We start from the raw sequence: 15,904 nt of genomic DNA, 5'->3' as shown, positions 1-15,904 counted from the left end.
TGCCGCGAACGCATCGGCTGCTCGTCGAGCGTGCGGATGTCCAACGGGATGAGCGCGCGGGCGTTGTGGCCCTCCCACAGTTGCACGCGCGCCTCCGGACTGATGTTCTCCGTGGTGAAACGCAGCAACTGTGAGGTGGACATGATGGACCCACCCTAGTGATCCACGTCATGTGAACCCAGACCCCCGGGCTGAACCCGGGGAGACCCCCGGGATCTCTCAGCCTCGCATGAGCTGCAGGTTGTGCTCCTCGAGTATCCCCGCGAGGGGCTGCGCCGCGATCACCGGGCGGGAGCCGGTGAGCATCCAGGAGGCGACGCCGACGGCGTGGTAGCGGCCGTCGATACGCGCGAGGACGGGGCCGCCCGAGTCGCCCGGGCGAGCGATGTTGGACAGGACGATCTTGTCCTCGTTTATGCCCAGGTACTCGCCGCAGGAGATTCCGCTGCGCGCGCCGAAGCGGCACAGTTCCGGGCGCAGGCGCTGCACGTCCTCCACCGACAGGACACCCTCGATCGGGTACACGCCGGCGAGCCGCGGCGAGACGTCCTCCGGGGAGGTCAGGCGCACGATCCCGATGTCGGGGGCGGAGTTGTCCGCGGCGAACTCACTGTGGATGACGGTGCCGACGGCCACCTGCCGCCCGTCGCGGGAGACGAACACCGTCTGCCCGACGAGGCCGCAGTGGCCGGCGGTGACCATCACCGGCTCCCCCGCGGCCGTGCGCGCCATGAAACCGGCGGAGCAGGCGCGGTCGGGGGTGGTCACCTCGAAGCCGGGGGCCAGGTAGCCCTGGTCGACCAGCCGGGAGACGGCCCCGGCGTCCCACGTCGGGTGGGCGAAGGTGTCCGGGATGTCGAGGACGAGCCCGGGCTCCGGGGCGACGGCGGCCGCCCGCGAGGACCCCGAGGACGCCTCCGCGGTCGGGGCGGGGGCGAGCAGCAGGGCGGAGAGTACGAGGGCCGTCAACCGGCGGGCGAGAGTCACCCCTGCAGGGTAGGCGCGTGGGCCGGGAATGAGAAAACCCCGCCCGTGGGGGACGGGCGGGGCGGGTGGGGGATTAACCCTCCTTGAGCTGCTGCTCGACCTCGTTCTTCTTGTCCTTCTCGGCCTCGAGGCCCTCGCGGGTGTTGTCGCCGACCTCCTTGTAGCGGTCGATGGACTCCTGGAGGATGCGCTCGGCCTCGGCACGGTCGCCCCAGCCCGCGCCGGTGACCTCCTTGTTCGGCTCGAGGTCCTTGTAGTGGACGAAGAAGTGCTCGATCTCGTCGCGGGTGAAGGAGGAGATGTCGTCGAGCTCCTGGAAGGAGTCGAAGCGCGGGTCGTCGATGACGCAGAGCAGCTTGTCGTCGCCGCCGGCCTCATCGGTCATCTTGAAGACACCGACGATACGGGCCATGACCACGACACCCGGGAAGACCGGCTCCGGCATGATGACGAGGGCATCCATCGGGTCGCCGTCCTCACCGAGGGTGTGCTCGATGAAGCCGTAGTCCGCCGGGTACGCCATCGGGGTGAACAGGTAGCGGTCGAGGAAGACACGGCCGGTCTCGTGGTCGACCTCGTACTTGTTGCGCGAACCCTTCGGGATCTCGATGATGACTTCAACGCTCATGCGTCAGACTCCTTGTTGCGGTGTTACGGGGGAATGCCGTTCATCCTAGCCGCAGGTCATGCCGTGGGCGTGCCGTACCCTCCTCCTCCGGCGGTGCGGATGGTCACGGACTCCCCGGCGCCGAGTTCGAAGCGGCTCATCGACGCCACCGGCTCCCCCTCCCGCAGCACCTGCCCGGGCGTGCCGTTCCCGCCACCCTCGAGGCCCCAGGGGGCGGTGGTCACGCGTGAGGTGGCGGCCACGACGGTGGCGTCGCCGCGCGCGACGGTGAGGGTGCGGACCAACCCGTCCCCGCCCCGCCTCCGGCCGTCCCCGCCCGTGCCGCGGGCGACGGCGTAGGTGCCCACCCGCAGGGGGTACTCCCGCTCGATGACCTCGCAGGGGGTGTTGCGGGTGTTGGTCATGTGGGTGTGGGTGGCGTCGGCGCCGTCGCCACCGGCCCAGGCACCCTGCCCGCCGCCGTACGTCTCGACGTAGGAGTAGTAGGAGCCGTCGCGCGGGTCGATGCCGCCGATGGTGACGATGCTCATGGAGCCGCTCGACGCCGCCGGGACGAGCCCCTCGGTGAACTGCCCGAAGGCGCCGTACATCGCGTCGACGATGCGTTGCGAGGTCTGGATGTTGCCCTGCGCCACCGGCGCCGGGAACTGCGCGTGGACGAGACTGCCCGGCCGGGTGTGGAACGTCAGCGGGCGGGTCAGTCCGGCGTTGGAGGGCAGGGTCGGGTCGGTGAGCGTCTTGAGCACGTACGCCGCGCACGCCTGGGTGACGGCGAAGGAGCAGTTCACGGCGCCCCTGACCTGGTCGTCGGTCTGCGTGAGGTCGATGTCGATCTCCTCGCCGCGCACCGTCACGGTGACGACGATCGCCGTCGGCTCCTCCGCGTTGCCCGTGTGCTCGAGGTGGTCGGTGAAGGTGCCGGTGCCGTCGGGGAGCTGGGCGATGGCGGCACGGGTGCGGCGTTCCGCGTAGTCGACGAGGGCCCGGCAGGAACGGTCGAAGCCGGTGGTGCCCCATTCCCCGATGAGTTCGAGGATGCGGCGCGCGCCGAGGCGGTTGGCGGAGACCTGCGCCATGAGGTCGCCGCGGGTCTTGTCGGCGGTGCGGATGTTGGTGAGCAGCAGGGCGAGCAGTTCGTCGTCGAGCGTGCCCTCCCGGAACAGGCGGACGGGCGGGATGCGGATGCCCTCCTGGAAGATCTCGGTGGCGTGTGCGGCCATCGAACCGGGGGTGATGCCGCCGACGTCGACGTGGTGGGCGATGTTCGCGACGACCGCCACCAGCTCCCCCGCATGGTGCACCGGGGTGATGACGCAGATGTCCGGCAGGTGCGGGCCACCCAGGTAGGGGTTGTTGGTCAGCAGGACGTCGCCGGGGCGGAGGCGCTCCGTGCCGTACTCGGCCAGCGCGTTGCGGATCACCGTGGGCATGAGCCCCAGGTGCAGCGGGATGTGCTCGGCCTGGGCGATGAGCTCGCCGTCGGGCAGGTAGAGGCCCGCGGAGCAGTCGCGGCGGTCCTTGATGTTGGGGGAGTAGGAGGTGCGGATCAGGGCCGTGCCCACCTCCTCGGCGATCGACTCCAGCCGGTTGCGGGCGATCTCGATCTCGACGGGGTTGAGGGTCATGAGTTCCTCCTCAGGTGCAGGAAGCCGTGGTCGTCGACACGGGCCTGCTGGTCGGGGCGGATGTAGGTGGTGGTGTCGAACTGGTTGAGGATCGCGGGGCCCTCCACGACCCGGCCCGGCGCGAGGGAGGCGCGGTCGAGGACCGGCGTGGGCACCCACCCGCCGTCGATCCACACGTCCCGCTTCACGACGTCCCCCCGCATCCCCCCGGAGGCCAGCTCCTGGGGGATGCGGGGTTGTCCGATGGTGGCGGTGAGGCGGGCGACGATGACCTCCATCTCCGCCTCCGGGTCGGCGAAGCCGTAGCGCTCCGCGTGGAGGGCGTCGAAGGCGGCGCGTTGGGCGTCCCGGTCCCCGACCCAGGGGAGGGTGAGTTCGAAGGACTGGCCGAGGTAGCGGGCGTCGACAAGCAGCTGGGTGTCGAAGGAGGTGGTCTGCATCTCCTCCGCGGCCCGCTGGCGCAGCTCCCCGAAGACGTCCGGCAGGGCGGCGAAGTCACTGACGGGGCGGGCGAAGTCGTGTCGCACGGGCGCGTCGAGCATGCCGACCGCCGAGGCGATGCCCGGCAGCGGCGGTATGACCGCCGACTCCATGCCGAGCTCGTGGATGAGGTCGGAGGCGTGCAGCGGGCCGGCACCGCCGAAGGCCATGAGGTGGCAGGAACGGACGTCGATGCCCCGCTCGACACTGACCCGGCGGATGCCGCGGGCCATCGTCGCGGCGATGACCTGCAGGATGCCCTCGGCGGCCTCTTCCGCGCTCAGCCCCATCCCGGCGCCCCACTCACCCATGCGGGTGCGGGCGGCGTCGCGGTCGAGGGTGAAGTGCCCGCCGAGCAGCTCGGTGCCCAGACGGCCGAGGACCAGGTGGGCGTCGGTGACGGTGAGGTCCGTGCCGCCGCGCCCGTAGGAGATGGGGCCGGGATCGGCGCCCGCGGAGTGCGGGCCCACACGCAGCGACCCGCCCGGGTCCCGCCACGCCACCGAACCGCCGCCCGCCCCGATGGTGTGGACGTCGACGCTCGGCAGCCGCAGCGGCAACGAGTCGATCTCCCCGGCGGTGGTCTCGTCGGGCTCACCGTCGCGGATGAGCGCGATGTCGGTCGACGTGCCGCCGATGTCGAAGCTGACCACCTTGTCCAGCCCCAGGTGACGCGCCCAGTTGCCCGCGCCGACGACACCGCCGGCCAGACCCGAGAGCACCGTCCGGGCCGAGTGCGTCGCCGCGGTCCGCGGGTGGAGCAGCCCACCGTTGGACTGCATGATCCACAGCTGCGACCCCACCCCCATCTCCTCGATGCCCGCCGCCAGCCGCCCCATGTACCCCGACACCTTCGGCTGGACGTAGGCGTTGACCGCCGCGGTGGAGGTGCGCTCGTACTCCCGCATCTCGGAGGTGATGTCCGTGGCCGCGACGATCACCGGCGCGACCTGCTGCTCCTGCAGGTGCTCCACGGCCTGCCGCTCATGACGCGGATCGACGTAGGCGTTGAGGAAACTGACCACGACGGCGTCGAGACGCAGGTCCCGGAGGGCGTCGGCGGCGTCGGCGAGCGACTCCCCGGTGAGCGCGACGAGGGACTCCCCGTCGGCGGAGAGACGCTCCTCGACGTCGACGATGAGCTCGTCCGGGATCAGCGGCGGCACGCGGTGGACGGTGTTGTCGTAGAGCGAGGGACGGGCCTGGTGCGCGATGGCCAGCACATCGCGGAAACCGCGCGTGGTGAGCAGCCCGACGCGCGCGCCGGTGCGGGTGAGCACCGTGTTCGTCGCGACCGTCGTGCCGTGGACCAGCCGCGTCACCTGGTCGGCGCCGGCCCCCTCCCGCTCGAGGGCCCCGGTGATGCCGGTGATCACCGCCTCGTCGGGGGCCTCAGGTGTCGAGGGCACCTTCCACACGGCCAGCGTGCCGTCCGCGCGGCGCACGCCGATGTCGGTGAAGGTGCCGCCGGTGTCGACGGCGATGTGAATCTCTGTCATTCAGGCACAGCTCCTTGTAGTTCGTCCCCACCAGGTTAGGGTGTAGGGAATGAGTGGAAAGAAGCTGTGGTGGTCCGTGACCGCCGGCGTCGTCGCCCTGGCCGTCTCCGGGGTCGCCGGATCCGCCGTCCTCGTCGACCGCCACTACGGGGACCTCACCCACGCCCCCGCCTGGGTCGCCGACTCCCCGACCCCGGTGCTGGAACCCGCCTCCGCCGAGGAGGAGGAGGTGGACAACGTCGCCCTCGGAGCCCTGCTCAGCGAACTCGCGACGAACCCGGCACTCGGCACCGTCCACGGACGCGTCACCGACACCGTCACCGGTGAGATCGTCTGGGCACAGGCCCCCGACGCCCCGCTGCAGCCGGCCTCCGCGACGAAGATCCTCACCGGTGCCGCTGCCATCCTCGAACTCGGACCCGACGACGTGCTGGTCACCGAGATCGTCCGCGGGGCCGTGCCCGGCAGCGTGGTCATCCGCGCCTCCGGCGACGTGTGGCTGACGGAGGAACAGCTGGACACCCTCGCCGCCGCCGTCGGCGACGCCGACCAGGTCATCATCGACACCTCCGTCTGGGACGGCGACCCCTTCATGCCCGGCTGGGACCCCGAGGACGTCGACGCCGGCTACATCGCCCCCCTCGAGCCCGCCATGCTCCACGGCGCCCGCCTCGGCGACACCACCGGCGACGTCCCGCGCTCCCACACCCCGGCCCTCGACGTCGCCCGGGCGCTGGCCGACCGCGTCGGTGCCGCGACCGTCGGGCTCGGCCCCGCGCCCGCGGACGCGGAGGTGCTGGCCGCGGTGGAGTCCCCACCGCTCACCGACCGGATCCGCGCCATGATGCTCGACTCCGACAACGTCATGGCCGAGGCCATCGGCCACGAACTCGCCGTCCACCGCGGCCAGCCCGGTTCCGCGGCCGCCGCCACGCAGGCGACGCTGGATGTCCTCACCGCCCACGGCATCGACATCACCGGTGCCACCCTCGCGGACAACTCCGGCCTCTCGGTGCACAACCTCATCCCGCCGCGGGTCCTCGACGACATCCTCATCGACGCGGCCTCCCGGGCAGAACTCCGCCCGCTGCTCGCGACCCTGCCCGTCGCGGGCGGTTCCGGCACGCTCACCCAGCGTTACGACGACCTCTCCGGCCGCGGCTGGGTCCGCGCCAAGACCGGCACCCTCACCGGCACGTCCGCGCTGGCGGGCGTGGTCACCGCGGAGTCCGGGCGCGTCTACTCCTTCGCACTGCTGGTCAACGGCGCGGAGATCCTCGGGGCGCGGGCGGCGCTCGACGAGTTCACCTCCGCGATCCGGGATTCCTGAGCCGCGGTCCCACGCACGTTCGGAAGGACACGCTCGGAGGGGGACTGGTCTCGAACATGTCGACGCCCGCCGCGTGCCCTTCCGGGGATGTGAATCCGGGCTTGGGTGGGGCGGTTGTGGCTAGCATCAGCCCCATGGAACCCTTCTGGCCCCGGCGCAGCCCGCACTTCCTCGCCTGCCGCCGCGCCGTGCGCCCCTTCCTCATCCCGGAGCCGGTGACCATCGGTCTCTCGGGCGGAGCGGATTCGCTGGCGCTGGTGGCCGCGGCGCGGGCGGAGGGGCAGGAGGTGCACGCGGTCGTCGTGGACCATCAGCTGCAGTCGGGCTCCCGTGCCGTCGCGGAGGAGGCCGCCGCGCAGGCCCGCCGGCTGGGGGCGCACGCGGAGATCGCCACGGTCACCGTCGGGGAGGGCAACCTCGAGGCCCACGCCCGCCTCGCCCGCTACCGGGCCCTGCGCGCGCCGGGCCGCCCGGTGTGGGTGGCCCACACGCGCGACGACCAGGCCGAGACGCTGCTGCTCCAGGCGCTGCGCGGCAACCCCGGCGGCATGGCGGCGCAGGCGCACGGCATCACCCGGCCGTTCCTGGGCATCCGCCGCCACGACACGGAGCAGGCCTGCGCCGAACTGGATCTGAGCCCCTGGGAGGACCCGCACAACCTCGACACGGATTTCCGGCGGGTGGCGCTGCGGCGCTTCCTCAACGAGCAGCTCCACGGCGACGCCACGGAGCCGCTGGCCCGCACCGCGGACCGGATCGCCGCGGACAACGCCCTGCTGGAGGAGCTGGCCGGCCCGCCCACGGATGACTGCGCCGAGCTCGCCGCCCAGCCGGAGCCGCTGCGGCGGCGCCGCATCGCGGCGTGGTTGACGGGGCAGAATGTGGGGCCGACGGGGGCGTCGATAAGCATGATCGCGGACATGTGCACCAACTGGCGTGGCCAGGGGCCCGTGGCGGTGGGAGCAGGGTTGGAAGTCAGGCGCGTAGGTGGCAGACTGACGTTATCCGTGGAGGCCTAGGAAAGGTGTCATGACCGTGCACGACAACAAGGATCGCAACGTCCCGGCGAACTGCTACGGCGAGGACGTCGAGGCTGTCCTCATCAGTGAGGAGCAGCTGGCGCAGCGAATCCAGGAACTCGCCGACAGGGTCTCGGAGGCCTACCGCGACGCTGAGGAGGAGCTGATCCTCGTGTGCGTGCTCAAGGGTGCGGTGTTCTTCCTCACCGACTTCACCCGGGCGCTCGACATCCCGTCGCAGATGGAGTTCATGGCCGTGTCCTCCTACGGCAACTCCACGACCAGCTCGGGTGTGGTGCGCATCCTCAAGGACCTGGACCGGGAGATCGAGGGCCGGGACGTCCTCATCGTCGAGGACATCATCGACTCCGGCCTGACCCTGTCCTGGCTGATGCGCAACCTCCGGGCCCGCAACCCGAAGTCCCTCGAGGTGATCACCCTGCTGCGCAAGCCGGAGGTGGTCAAGGCGGACATCGAGCTTTTCGACGTCGGCTTCGACATCCCCAACGAGTTCGTCATCGGCTACGGCCTCGACTACTCCGAGCGCTACCGCGACCTCCCCTACGTGGGCACCCTGCACCCGCGCGTGTACTCCGGGGAGTGAACATCTAGGGAACGAAACCACACGCTGGGGCGTTGTGGTGGAAGTACGTAGGACGAATACGAAAGGCACTGGTCGTGGAGCCCGGCTGACGAGCCATGCGCTTCGGCGGCCGCACTCATGAACAACAAGAGAATCCTCCAGATCGGCCTGATCGCGGCGATCGCCCTGGTCACGCTGTTCGTGTTCAGCCTGCTCACCGACGACACACGCGGCTTCCAGCGCGTGGACACGTCCGTGGCCATGGCGCAGCTGCAGGAGAAGAACGCCCGGGAAGTGCAGATCGACGACCGCGAGCAGCGGATCCGCATCGAACTGCGCGAGCCGATCACCTACGAGGAACGCGAGGGCGTCGAGGAGATCATCGCCCAGTACCCGGCGCGCACCGCCCCGCAGGTGTTCGACGCCGTCCAGTCCTCCGGGGCGGACGAGTACAACACCAAGGTGACGCAGGACAGCTTCCTCATGAGCATGCTCGGCTTCCTCCTGCCGATGCTGCTGCTGTTCGGCCTGCTCTTCTTCTTCCTCACCCGCATGCAGGGTGGCGGCGGCATGTTCGGCTTCGGCGGCTCCAAGCACAAGGAGCTGACCAAGGACATGCCGACCAACACGTTCGCGGACGTCGCCGGCGCGGACGAGGCGGTCGATGAGCTGCAGGAGATCAAGGACTTCCTGCAGGACCCGACCCGCTACCACGCCCTCGGCGCGAAGATCCCGCGCGGCGTGCTGCTCTACGGCCCGCCCGGCACCGGTAAGACCCTGCTGGCGCGTGCCGTCGCGGGTGAGGCCGGGGTGCCGTTCTACTCCATCTCCGGCTCCGACTTCGTCGAGATGTTCGTCGGTGTCGGTGCCTCCCGTGTCCGTGACCTGTTCAAGCAGGCCAAGGAGAACAGCCCCTGCATCATCTTCGTCGACGAGATCGACGCCGTCGGCCGCCAGCGCGGCTCCGGCATGGGCGGCGGCCACGACGAGCGTGAGCAGACGCTCAACCAGCTGCTCGTCGAGATGGACGGCTTCGGTGACCGCGAGGGTGTCATCCTCATGGCCGCCACCAACCGCCCCGATATCCTCGACCCGGCGCTGCTGCGCCCGGGCCGCTTCGACCGTCAGATCCCGGTGACCAACCCGGACCTCAAGGGCCGCGAGCGGATCCTCGAGGTGCACGCGAAGGGCAAGCCGCTGGGTCCGGACGCGGACATCAAGGCCCTGGCCAAGCGCACCGCCGGCATGTCCGGCGCCGACCTGGCCAACGTGCTCAACGAGGCCGCCCTGCTCACCGCCCGTATCGGCGGCAACGTCATCACCGCCGACGCGCTGGAGGAGGCGACCGACCGTGTCATCGGCGGGCCGCGCCGCTCCTCCAAGATCATCTCCGAGAAGGAGAAGAAGGTCACCGCGTACCACGAGGGCGGCCACACCCTGGCCGCGTGGGCGCTCAAGGACATCGAGCGTGTGTACAAGGTCACCATCCTCGCCCGCGGCCGCACCGGCGGTCACGCCATGACGGCGCAGGAGGACGACAAGGGCATGTACAACCGGGACGAGCTCTTCGCCCGCCTGGTGTTCGCCATGGGTGGCCGTGCCGCCGAGGAGCTCGTCTTCGGCGAGCAGACCACCGGCGCCTCCGCCGACATCGAGCAGGCCACCAAAATCGCCCGCGCCATGATCACCGAGTACGGCATGTCGCCGAGCCTCGGCATGGTCAAGTACGGCGAGGAGCAGGGCGACCCCTTCTCCGGCCGTCCGGGTGGAGGCGTGCTCACCGTGTCCCCGGCTGTCGCGGCGCGTATCGACGACGAGGTGCACCTGCTCCTCGACGCCGCCCACCGCACCGCCTACAACATCCTCGCCGAGTACCGCGACCATCTGGACGTCCTGGCGGAGAAGCTCCTGGAGAAGGAGACCCTGCGCCGCCCGGACCTCGAGGTGCTCTTCGAGGACATCGAGCCGATGGACGCCCCCGAGATCTTCCCGCACGCGGAGAATCACTTCCCGAAGCAGGAGGGCCGCGAGCCGGTGAAGACCCCGGTCGAGATCGCCCTCGAGCGGGGCGAGGAACCGCCGAAGCGTTTCTCCCTGCTGGAGGCCTCCCGTCAGGCACGCGCCAGGCGGCAGGCGGAACTGGCCGCGCAGGGCGAGGCCGCAGAGAAGGCTGACGGGGACACCCCCGAGACCCCGGCCACCCCGTCGGCGCCGACCGCACCGGGTGCCCGTTACGGTGGCACCCCGCCGCCGGCCGACTGGACCGCACCGGGCTGGCCGCCGTCGGAGAACCCCTACGCCACCTCCGGTGAGCACCCGGGCATGAAGAACTACGGGGAGACCCCGGGTGCCGCGAAGCACCGTGCCCCGGAGGAGCCCGCCGAGGACACCCCGACCGAGATCATCGGTTTCCGACTCCCCGATCATGAGCAGCCTGATCACGGGGAGCGGGGCGACGCCCAGCCCGAGGAACACCCCGCCACCGGCGCCGACGACGTCGCCGAGCCGGACCACGACAACCCGCAGCTGCCGAAGGAGTAGCCATGACCGCCACGAACGCCACCCACAACGCATTCGACCAGGAGCGCGCCGAGGCCGCCGTCCGGGAACTGCTCATCGCCGTCGGCGAGGACCCGGACCGCGAGGGTCTGCAGGACACCCCGGCGCGCGTCGCCCGGGCCTACCAGGAGGTCTTCGCCGGTCTGCACTGCGACCCGACGGACGTGCTGGAGCGCACCTTCGCGGAGGACCACCAGGAGCTCGTGCTGGTGCGTGACATCCCGATCTACTCCACGTGTGAGCACCACCTGGTGCCCTTCTACGGCAAGGCGCACATCGGGTACATCCCGGGGAAGAACGGCCACGTCACGGGCCTGTCCAAGCTGGCCCGCCTGGCGGACATGTACGCGAAGCGCCCGCAGGTGCAGGAGCGTCTGACGTCGCAGATCGCGGATGCACTGGTGGACAAGCTGGGTGCGCAGGCGGTCATCGTGGTCATCGAGTGTGAGCACCTGTGCATGGCGATGCGGGGTATCCGCAAGCCGGGTTCCACGACGACGACGTCGGCGGTGCGCGGCGGTTTCAAGACCTCCGCCGCCTCCCGCGCCGAGGTCCTCTCCCTGATCCGGGGCTGACGTCATGCGGGTTGCTGATCTCACGGTGCCGGGCCGTTGCCTGGTGATGGGCATCGTCAACGTCACGGAGGACTCCTTCTCCGACGGCGGGCGCTGGCTCGACATCGACGCGGCCATCGCCCACGGCCGTGAGCTGGTGGAGCAGGGCGCCGACATGATCGACGTCGGCGGAGAGTCCACCCGCCCGGGTGCCACGCGTGTCGACGCCGCCGTGGAGGCCGCCCGCGTCGCCCCCGTCGTCGCGGCACTCGCGGAGGAGGGCATCCCCACCTCCGTCGACACGATGCGGGCCTCCGTGGCGCTGGCCGCGGCGGAGGCGGGCGTGGCGATGATCAACGACGTCTCCGGCGGGCTCGCCGACCCGGACATGTACCGCGTCATGGCGAACACGGACCTGCCGGTGTGCCTCATGCACTGGCGCACCGTCCAGTTCGGTGACGCCGCCGGGCAGGCCGACCACGGCGGGGACGTCGTGGCGGACGTGCGGGACACGCTGGGGAGGCTCGTCGACAATGCGCTGGCCGCGGGTGTGGCCGGGGAGAACATCGTGCTGGACCCGGGGCTGGGCTTCGCCAAGTCCCCCGAGGACAACTGGGCCCTGCTCAACCACCTGCCGGAGTTCATCGCGGGGGAGTTCCCCGTGCTCGTGGGCGCCTCCCGCAAGCGTTTCCTGTCCGGTGTGCGGGCCGCCCGCGGCCTCGAGGTCGTGCCCGCCGACGCGGATCCGGCGACCGCCGCCGTCACCGCCATCTCCGCCCAGATGGGGGCGTGGGGTGTGCGGGTGCACAATGTGCCGGTCTCCCGCGACGCCGTCGACGTCGCCTCCCTGTGGAACTCCGGGGGCGGCCGTGGCTGACCGCATCGTGCTCACCGGCCTGGAGTGCTTCGGCCACCACGGCGTCTTCCCCGAGGAGAAGCGGGAGGGGCAGCCCTTCATCGTCGACATCACCTGCTGGCTGGAGATCGGCCCGGCCGCCGCGACGGATGACCTCACCCTCACCGTCAACTACGCGGAACTGGCGGAGCTGGCCGTCTCCGTCGTGGAGGGGGAGCCCCGCGACCTCATCGAGACCGTCGCCGTGGAGATCGCCGAGCGCGCCATGGCCGACTTCGGGATTCTGCACGCCGTCGAGGTGACCATCCACAAGCCGGAGGCCCCCATCCCGCGCACCTTCGCGGATGTGGCGGTGGTGGCGCGGCGCTCGCGGCGTCGTGAAGCACAGTTCAGGAACGCCTGATGCGCGCCGTGCTGTCCATCGGATCGAACATGGACGACCGCTGGGCCCTGCTCCGGGGCGTGAAGGAGGAGTTCGCGGGCGAGATCGTCGCCGCCAGCCCGGTCTTCTCGACGCCCCCGTGGGGAGTCACCGACCAGGACGAGTTCCTCAACGCGGTGCTCATCGTCGACGTCGGGCAGACCCCGCTGGAGCTGCTGCGCCGCGGCCAGGCCCTCGAGGACGCCGCCGAGCGCGTGCGCGTCCGCCGCTGGGGACCACGCACCCTCGACGTCGACGTGGTCATGGTGGAGGGCGTCGAATCCGACGACCCCGTGCTCACCCTCCCGCACCCGCACGCCCACGAACGTGCCTTCGTGCTCGTCCCCTGGCTGGCCGCTGACCCGGACGCGCAGCTGCAGGGACGTCCCCTCGCGGAGCTCATCGCCGCGCTCGCCCCGGACGAGGTCGCCGGCATCGTCGAGGCAGGGGAGCTGTAGCCGTGCAGCGCACACCGATCATCGGGCTCATCGCCGCCGGAGGCTTCGTCGCCGCGGTCACGGCGATCCTCACGTGGCGTTTCTACGGCTCCATGACCACCATCCCCGTGACCGTCTCCGTGACCCTGTGGACCATGACGGCCGTGTGCGTCATGCTCGCCTGGCGTGTGCGGGACCGCAAGGAGAACAGCGGCATCGGCCAGGACCGCAGCCAGCTCAGCCCGGTGACGGCGGCACAGTTCCTGGTGATCGGCAAGGCCTCCGCATGGACGGGAGCGATCATCGGCGGCGCCTACGTGGGCATGGCCGCCTTCATCCTGCCGCGCGCTGACACCCTCATCGCCGCGGCCGATGACCTGCCCGGAGTGCTCGCCTCGGCCCTCGGCGGACTGGCTCTCGCGGGTGCCGGTGTGTACCTCGAACGACACTGCGAGACACCACCACCCGCTGAAGGAGAGGCGGCGGGTTAAAGTGGAGGGCATGACTGAGGAGCAGGGTGGAGCGGACCGCAGCCAGATGATGCTGGTTGTGCTGATTGTCCTCGCGTTCATCGCGAGCGTCGTCATGCTGTTCACGGACAGCGACGGCGCCCTGAAACTCGCGCTGCTCGCTTCTCTGTGGGCGGCGATCATCGGGTTCTTCCTGGTGTTCCGCTACCGCCGTGAGGCGGAGACCGCCCGCCGCGAGCTCACCCACAACGGGCAGCTCCACGACGTCGAGGTGGCCCGTGCCGCCGCAGAGCGCGAGGCCCGCGCCGAGGCCCGTGCCCTGGAGCTGCGCGATCAGCAGCACTCCCGCGACACCGAGGTCCTGCAGGAGATCCAGCGCGAGCTGGCCGGCATCCGCGCCCAGCTGGAGACCCTGGCCGGCCGCGAGTTCGAGTACGAGCCCGCCGCCCTGCGCGCCGAGGCCCGCCGCATCATGGAACTCGAGAACATGACCTTCGAGCACGCGCAGACCGACGAACCGGAGCTGCCGCTCAACCTGCCGCGCCTGGGTGCCTTCTCCGGTGCCCCGTCCGCGGACGCCATCGCCGGCCGCCTCGGCCAGCAGCCGACCCGCCCGCAGTCGAACCCGCTGACGGAGATCATCAGGGAGAAGCAGGCGGCGGAGAAGAAGGCGGAGACCGTCGAGAAGAAGCCGGAGAAGCCCGCCAAGGAGGACCTCGCCGAGACCCGCGTCTTCGACACCGGTTCCTTCCAGGCCGTGGCCTGGGACGAGGGCGGCGACCGGCACGTCAAGGAGGAGCCGGCGGAGGCGGTCGTCGAGAAGGAGACCGGGACCGAGGAGCCGCGCCGGGGACGCCGTCGTCGTGACGAGCAGTCCGGTGCCCTCTCCGTCGCTGAGCTGCTGGCGCGCGCCCGTGCCCGCGAAGACCAGGAAGACCAGGAGGACTAGTGCGTGCCCCGCGGATGCGGGTCGGCGTCTACGGTGACTCCCGCATGTCCTCCCTGCCCGATCTGCTGAGCCAGGTCGGGCACGACGTCTCCTACATGGACTACGACCCGACCCCGCCCGCCTTCGAGGAACTCGACATGGTGGTCCTGGAGGTGCGGGACCCGCTGCTCGAGCCTGCGATCGAGCGGCTGGCGGAGCGGGCCCGGCGCGGGCAGATCTTCATCCACACGTCGCTGCAGCACGGTGTGCAGGTGATGGATCCGCTGGAGGTGACCGGTGCGGTCGTCATCGCGATGGGAGAACTCAGCCCGACGCGTTGGGCGGTGTCGACCGTCGATGAACTGGGCGACACCATCGCGGAGCTGCTGCTCGGTGAGCTCGGTGCGAGCGGGGTGCCGTGCACCGATGAGGAGCGTGTGCGTCTGGCGGCGGCGATCACGTACGTGGAGGCGGTGAATTCGCTGGCTCTCGACGCGACGCGCCTGCTCGGTGACGTGGTCGGGGACATCCAGGAGGCGGATGACATCGCGTCGCACCGCACCCGGCTCATCCGCCTGCCGGAGATCGCGGCGCTGCGGGAGCAGTGGCTGTCCATCGACAATCCGGGGCAGGCGCGGGCGTTCCGGCAGGTGCTGCGGCGCGTCGCCGAGACCCACCACAACCAGGACGCCGAACTGTGGGCCATTCAGGAGGAGAAACTGTGAGTTTTGAGTCGGGCCAGGCCCGCGAATTCAGTCTGGAGCAGGTCGGGGTGCTGTCGCGTGCGATGCGTAAGACCGGCCGTCCCGTCGTCCTCGTGCCGTTGGGCCGGGGGCTGCACGCGGGGCACGCGGCGCTCCTCCGTGCCGCCCGTCGTATCCCGCGCGCGGTGGTCGTCGCCGCCTATTCCGGCACCGACCGTCAGCTGCTCGTCGATGAACGTGTCGACGCCGTCGTCCCCTACACCCAGGACGACCTGTGGCCGCGCGGCCTGCGCACCCTCGTGCAGCCGGTCGACCACTACCTTGAGCCGGTCGAGTCGGTCGCGATGCAGCTCACCCTCGAGCTGACCCTCATCAACCTGGTCGGCCCGACCGACGTCGTGGTCGGGGAGAAGGACTACGAGCAGATGCGCGCTCTCCAGTCCGCGATCACCGACCTGCACCTGCCGGTCCGTCTCCACGGCGTGCCGACCGTCCGCATGCCCGACGGCCTAGCGCTCTCCCTGCGCAACACCTCCGTCGCGGAGTCCGCCCGCGAGCAGGCGCTCGTGCTGTCCGCGGCGCTCACCGCGGGTGCGCACGCCGCGGAGCACGGTGCCGAGACCGTCCTGGAGGTCGCCCGCTCCGTGCTTTCCGACGCCCACGTCACCCCCGACTACCTCGAGCTCCGGGGCCTCGACCTCGGCGACGCCCCCGAGACCGGCGATGCGCGCCTGCTCATCTCCGCGGTGGTCGGCGGGGTCCGCCTGACCGACAACGTCGGTCTGCCGCTGGGGATCGGGTTCCGCAACATCGAGGGGTAGCGC

At 70.8% G+C, this 15,904-nt stretch carries 16 protein-coding genes; 12 read left to right on the top strand and 4 right to left on the bottom strand.

Going from position 1 to position 15,904, the window contains the following annotated elements; translation table 11 throughout:
* Nucleotides 1–219 precede the first annotated feature (219 nt).
* The 4 genes from GXZ33_RS08010 to GXZ33_RS07995 form a co-directional block, all read right to left on the bottom strand.
* Nucleotides 220–987, bottom strand: a complete 768-nt coding sequence (locus GXZ33_RS08010; RefSeq protein WP_291340316.1) for a S1 family peptidase — start codon at nt 985–987, stop codon at nt 220–222.
* Nucleotides 988–1,060: 73 nt separating this feature from the next.
* Nucleotides 1,061–1,615, bottom strand: a complete 555-nt coding sequence (locus tag GXZ33_RS08005) for an inorganic diphosphatase (protein WP_291340315.1) — start codon at nt 1,613–1,615, stop codon at nt 1,061–1,063.
* Between the two features lie 56 nt (nt 1,616–1,671).
* Nucleotides 1,672–3,240: a hydantoinase B/oxoprolinase family protein gene (locus tag GXZ33_RS08000; RefSeq protein WP_291340314.1), complete on the bottom strand. Its 1,569-nt coding sequence runs from the start codon at nt 3,238–3,240 to the stop codon at nt 1,672–1,674.
* Nucleotides 3,237–5,219, bottom strand: a complete 1,983-nt coding sequence (locus tag GXZ33_RS07995; protein ID WP_291340313.1) for a hydantoinase/oxoprolinase family protein — start codon at nt 5,217–5,219, stop codon at nt 3,237–3,239. Before GXZ33_RS07995 ends, GXZ33_RS08000 begins: the two co-directional genes overlap by 4 nt.
* Nucleotides 5,220–5,268: 49 nt before the next feature.
* Between GXZ33_RS07995 and dacB the strand changes: the two genes are divergently transcribed.
* The 12 genes from dacB to GXZ33_RS07935 all read left to right on the top strand — a co-directional run bounded on the left by dacB (nt 5,269) and on the right by GXZ33_RS07935 (nt 15,901).
* Nucleotides 5,269–6,549 (top strand): D-alanyl-D-alanine carboxypeptidase/D-alanyl-D-alanine-endopeptidase, encoded by a 1,281-nt coding sequence (dacB, locus tag GXZ33_RS07990; protein WP_291340312.1) that lies wholly within the window; start codon nt 5,269–5,271, stop codon nt 6,547–6,549.
* Between the two features lie 134 nt (nt 6,550–6,683).
* Nucleotides 6,684–7,568 carry a tRNA lysidine(34) synthetase TilS gene (tilS, locus tag GXZ33_RS07985; RefSeq protein ID WP_291340311.1) on the top strand — a complete coding sequence of 295 codons (885 nt, stop codon included), beginning with the start codon at nt 6,684–6,686 and terminating at the stop codon, nt 7,566–7,568.
* A gap of 16 nt (nt 7,569–7,584) precedes the next feature.
* Nucleotides 7,585–8,172 (top strand): hypoxanthine phosphoribosyltransferase, encoded by a 588-nt coding sequence (gene hpt, locus GXZ33_RS07980; protein WP_291340317.1) that lies wholly within the window; start codon nt 7,585–7,587, stop codon nt 8,170–8,172.
* A 117-nt stretch (nt 8,173–8,289) separates the two neighbouring features.
* Nucleotides 8,290–10,692 carry an ATP-dependent zinc metalloprotease FtsH gene (gene ftsH, locus GXZ33_RS07975; protein ID WP_291340310.1) on the top strand — a complete coding sequence of 801 codons (2,403 nt, stop codon included), beginning with the start codon at nt 8,290–8,292 and terminating at the stop codon, nt 10,690–10,692.
* Nucleotides 10,693–10,694: 2 nt separating this feature from the next.
* Nucleotides 10,695–11,285: a GTP cyclohydrolase I FolE gene (folE, locus tag GXZ33_RS07970; protein ID WP_291340309.1), complete on the top strand. Its 591-nt coding sequence runs from the start codon at nt 10,695–10,697 to the stop codon at nt 11,283–11,285.
* 4 nt (nt 11,286–11,289) lie between these two features.
* The gene (gene folP, locus GXZ33_RS07965; protein WP_291340308.1) at nt 11,290–12,141 is read left to right on the top strand and encodes a dihydropteroate synthase; all 852 of its coding nucleotides are present in this window, start codon (nt 11,290–11,292) and stop codon (nt 12,139–12,141) included.
* Nucleotides 12,134–12,523 carry a dihydroneopterin aldolase gene (gene folB, locus GXZ33_RS07960; protein ID WP_291340307.1) on the top strand — a complete coding sequence of 130 codons (390 nt, stop codon included), beginning with the start codon at nt 12,134–12,136 and terminating at the stop codon, nt 12,521–12,523. Before folP ends, folB begins: the two co-directional genes overlap by 8 nt.
* A complete protein-coding gene (gene folK, locus GXZ33_RS07955) occupies nt 12,523–12,999 on the top strand; it encodes a 2-amino-4-hydroxy-6-hydroxymethyldihydropteridine diphosphokinase (RefSeq protein WP_291340306.1) in 477 nt (158 codons plus the stop codon). The genes folB and folK overlap by 1 nt, the downstream gene beginning before the upstream one ends.
* A 2-nt stretch (nt 13,000–13,001) precedes the next feature.
* Nucleotides 13,002–13,469, top strand: a complete 468-nt coding sequence (locus tag GXZ33_RS07950; protein ID WP_291340305.1) for a DUF3180 domain-containing protein — start codon at nt 13,002–13,004, stop codon at nt 13,467–13,469.
* 10 nt (nt 13,470–13,479) lie between these two features.
* Entirely contained in the window at nt 13,480–14,397 is a 918-nt protein-coding gene (locus GXZ33_RS07945; RefSeq protein ID WP_291340304.1) for a DUF6779 domain-containing protein, read from the top strand.
* Nucleotides 14,397–15,101, top strand: coding sequence for a hypothetical protein (locus GXZ33_RS07940; protein ID WP_291340303.1), 705 nt, complete (start codon nt 14,397–14,399; stop codon nt 15,099–15,101). Before GXZ33_RS07945 ends, GXZ33_RS07940 begins: the two co-directional genes overlap by 1 nt.
* Entirely contained in the window at nt 15,098–15,901 is an 804-nt protein-coding gene (locus GXZ33_RS07935; protein WP_291340302.1) for a pantoate--beta-alanine ligase, read from the top strand. Before GXZ33_RS07940 ends, GXZ33_RS07935 begins: the two co-directional genes overlap by 4 nt.
* Nucleotides 15,902–15,904 lie beyond the last annotated feature (3 nt).

Source organism: Corynebacterium sp., assembly GCF_012838985.1.
Taxonomy (GTDB): domain Bacteria; phylum Actinomycetota; class Actinomycetes; order Mycobacteriales; family Mycobacteriaceae; genus Corynebacterium.
Note: the sequence above shows the minus strand (reverse complement) of the source record. Positions and strands in the feature narration are given on the sequence as shown.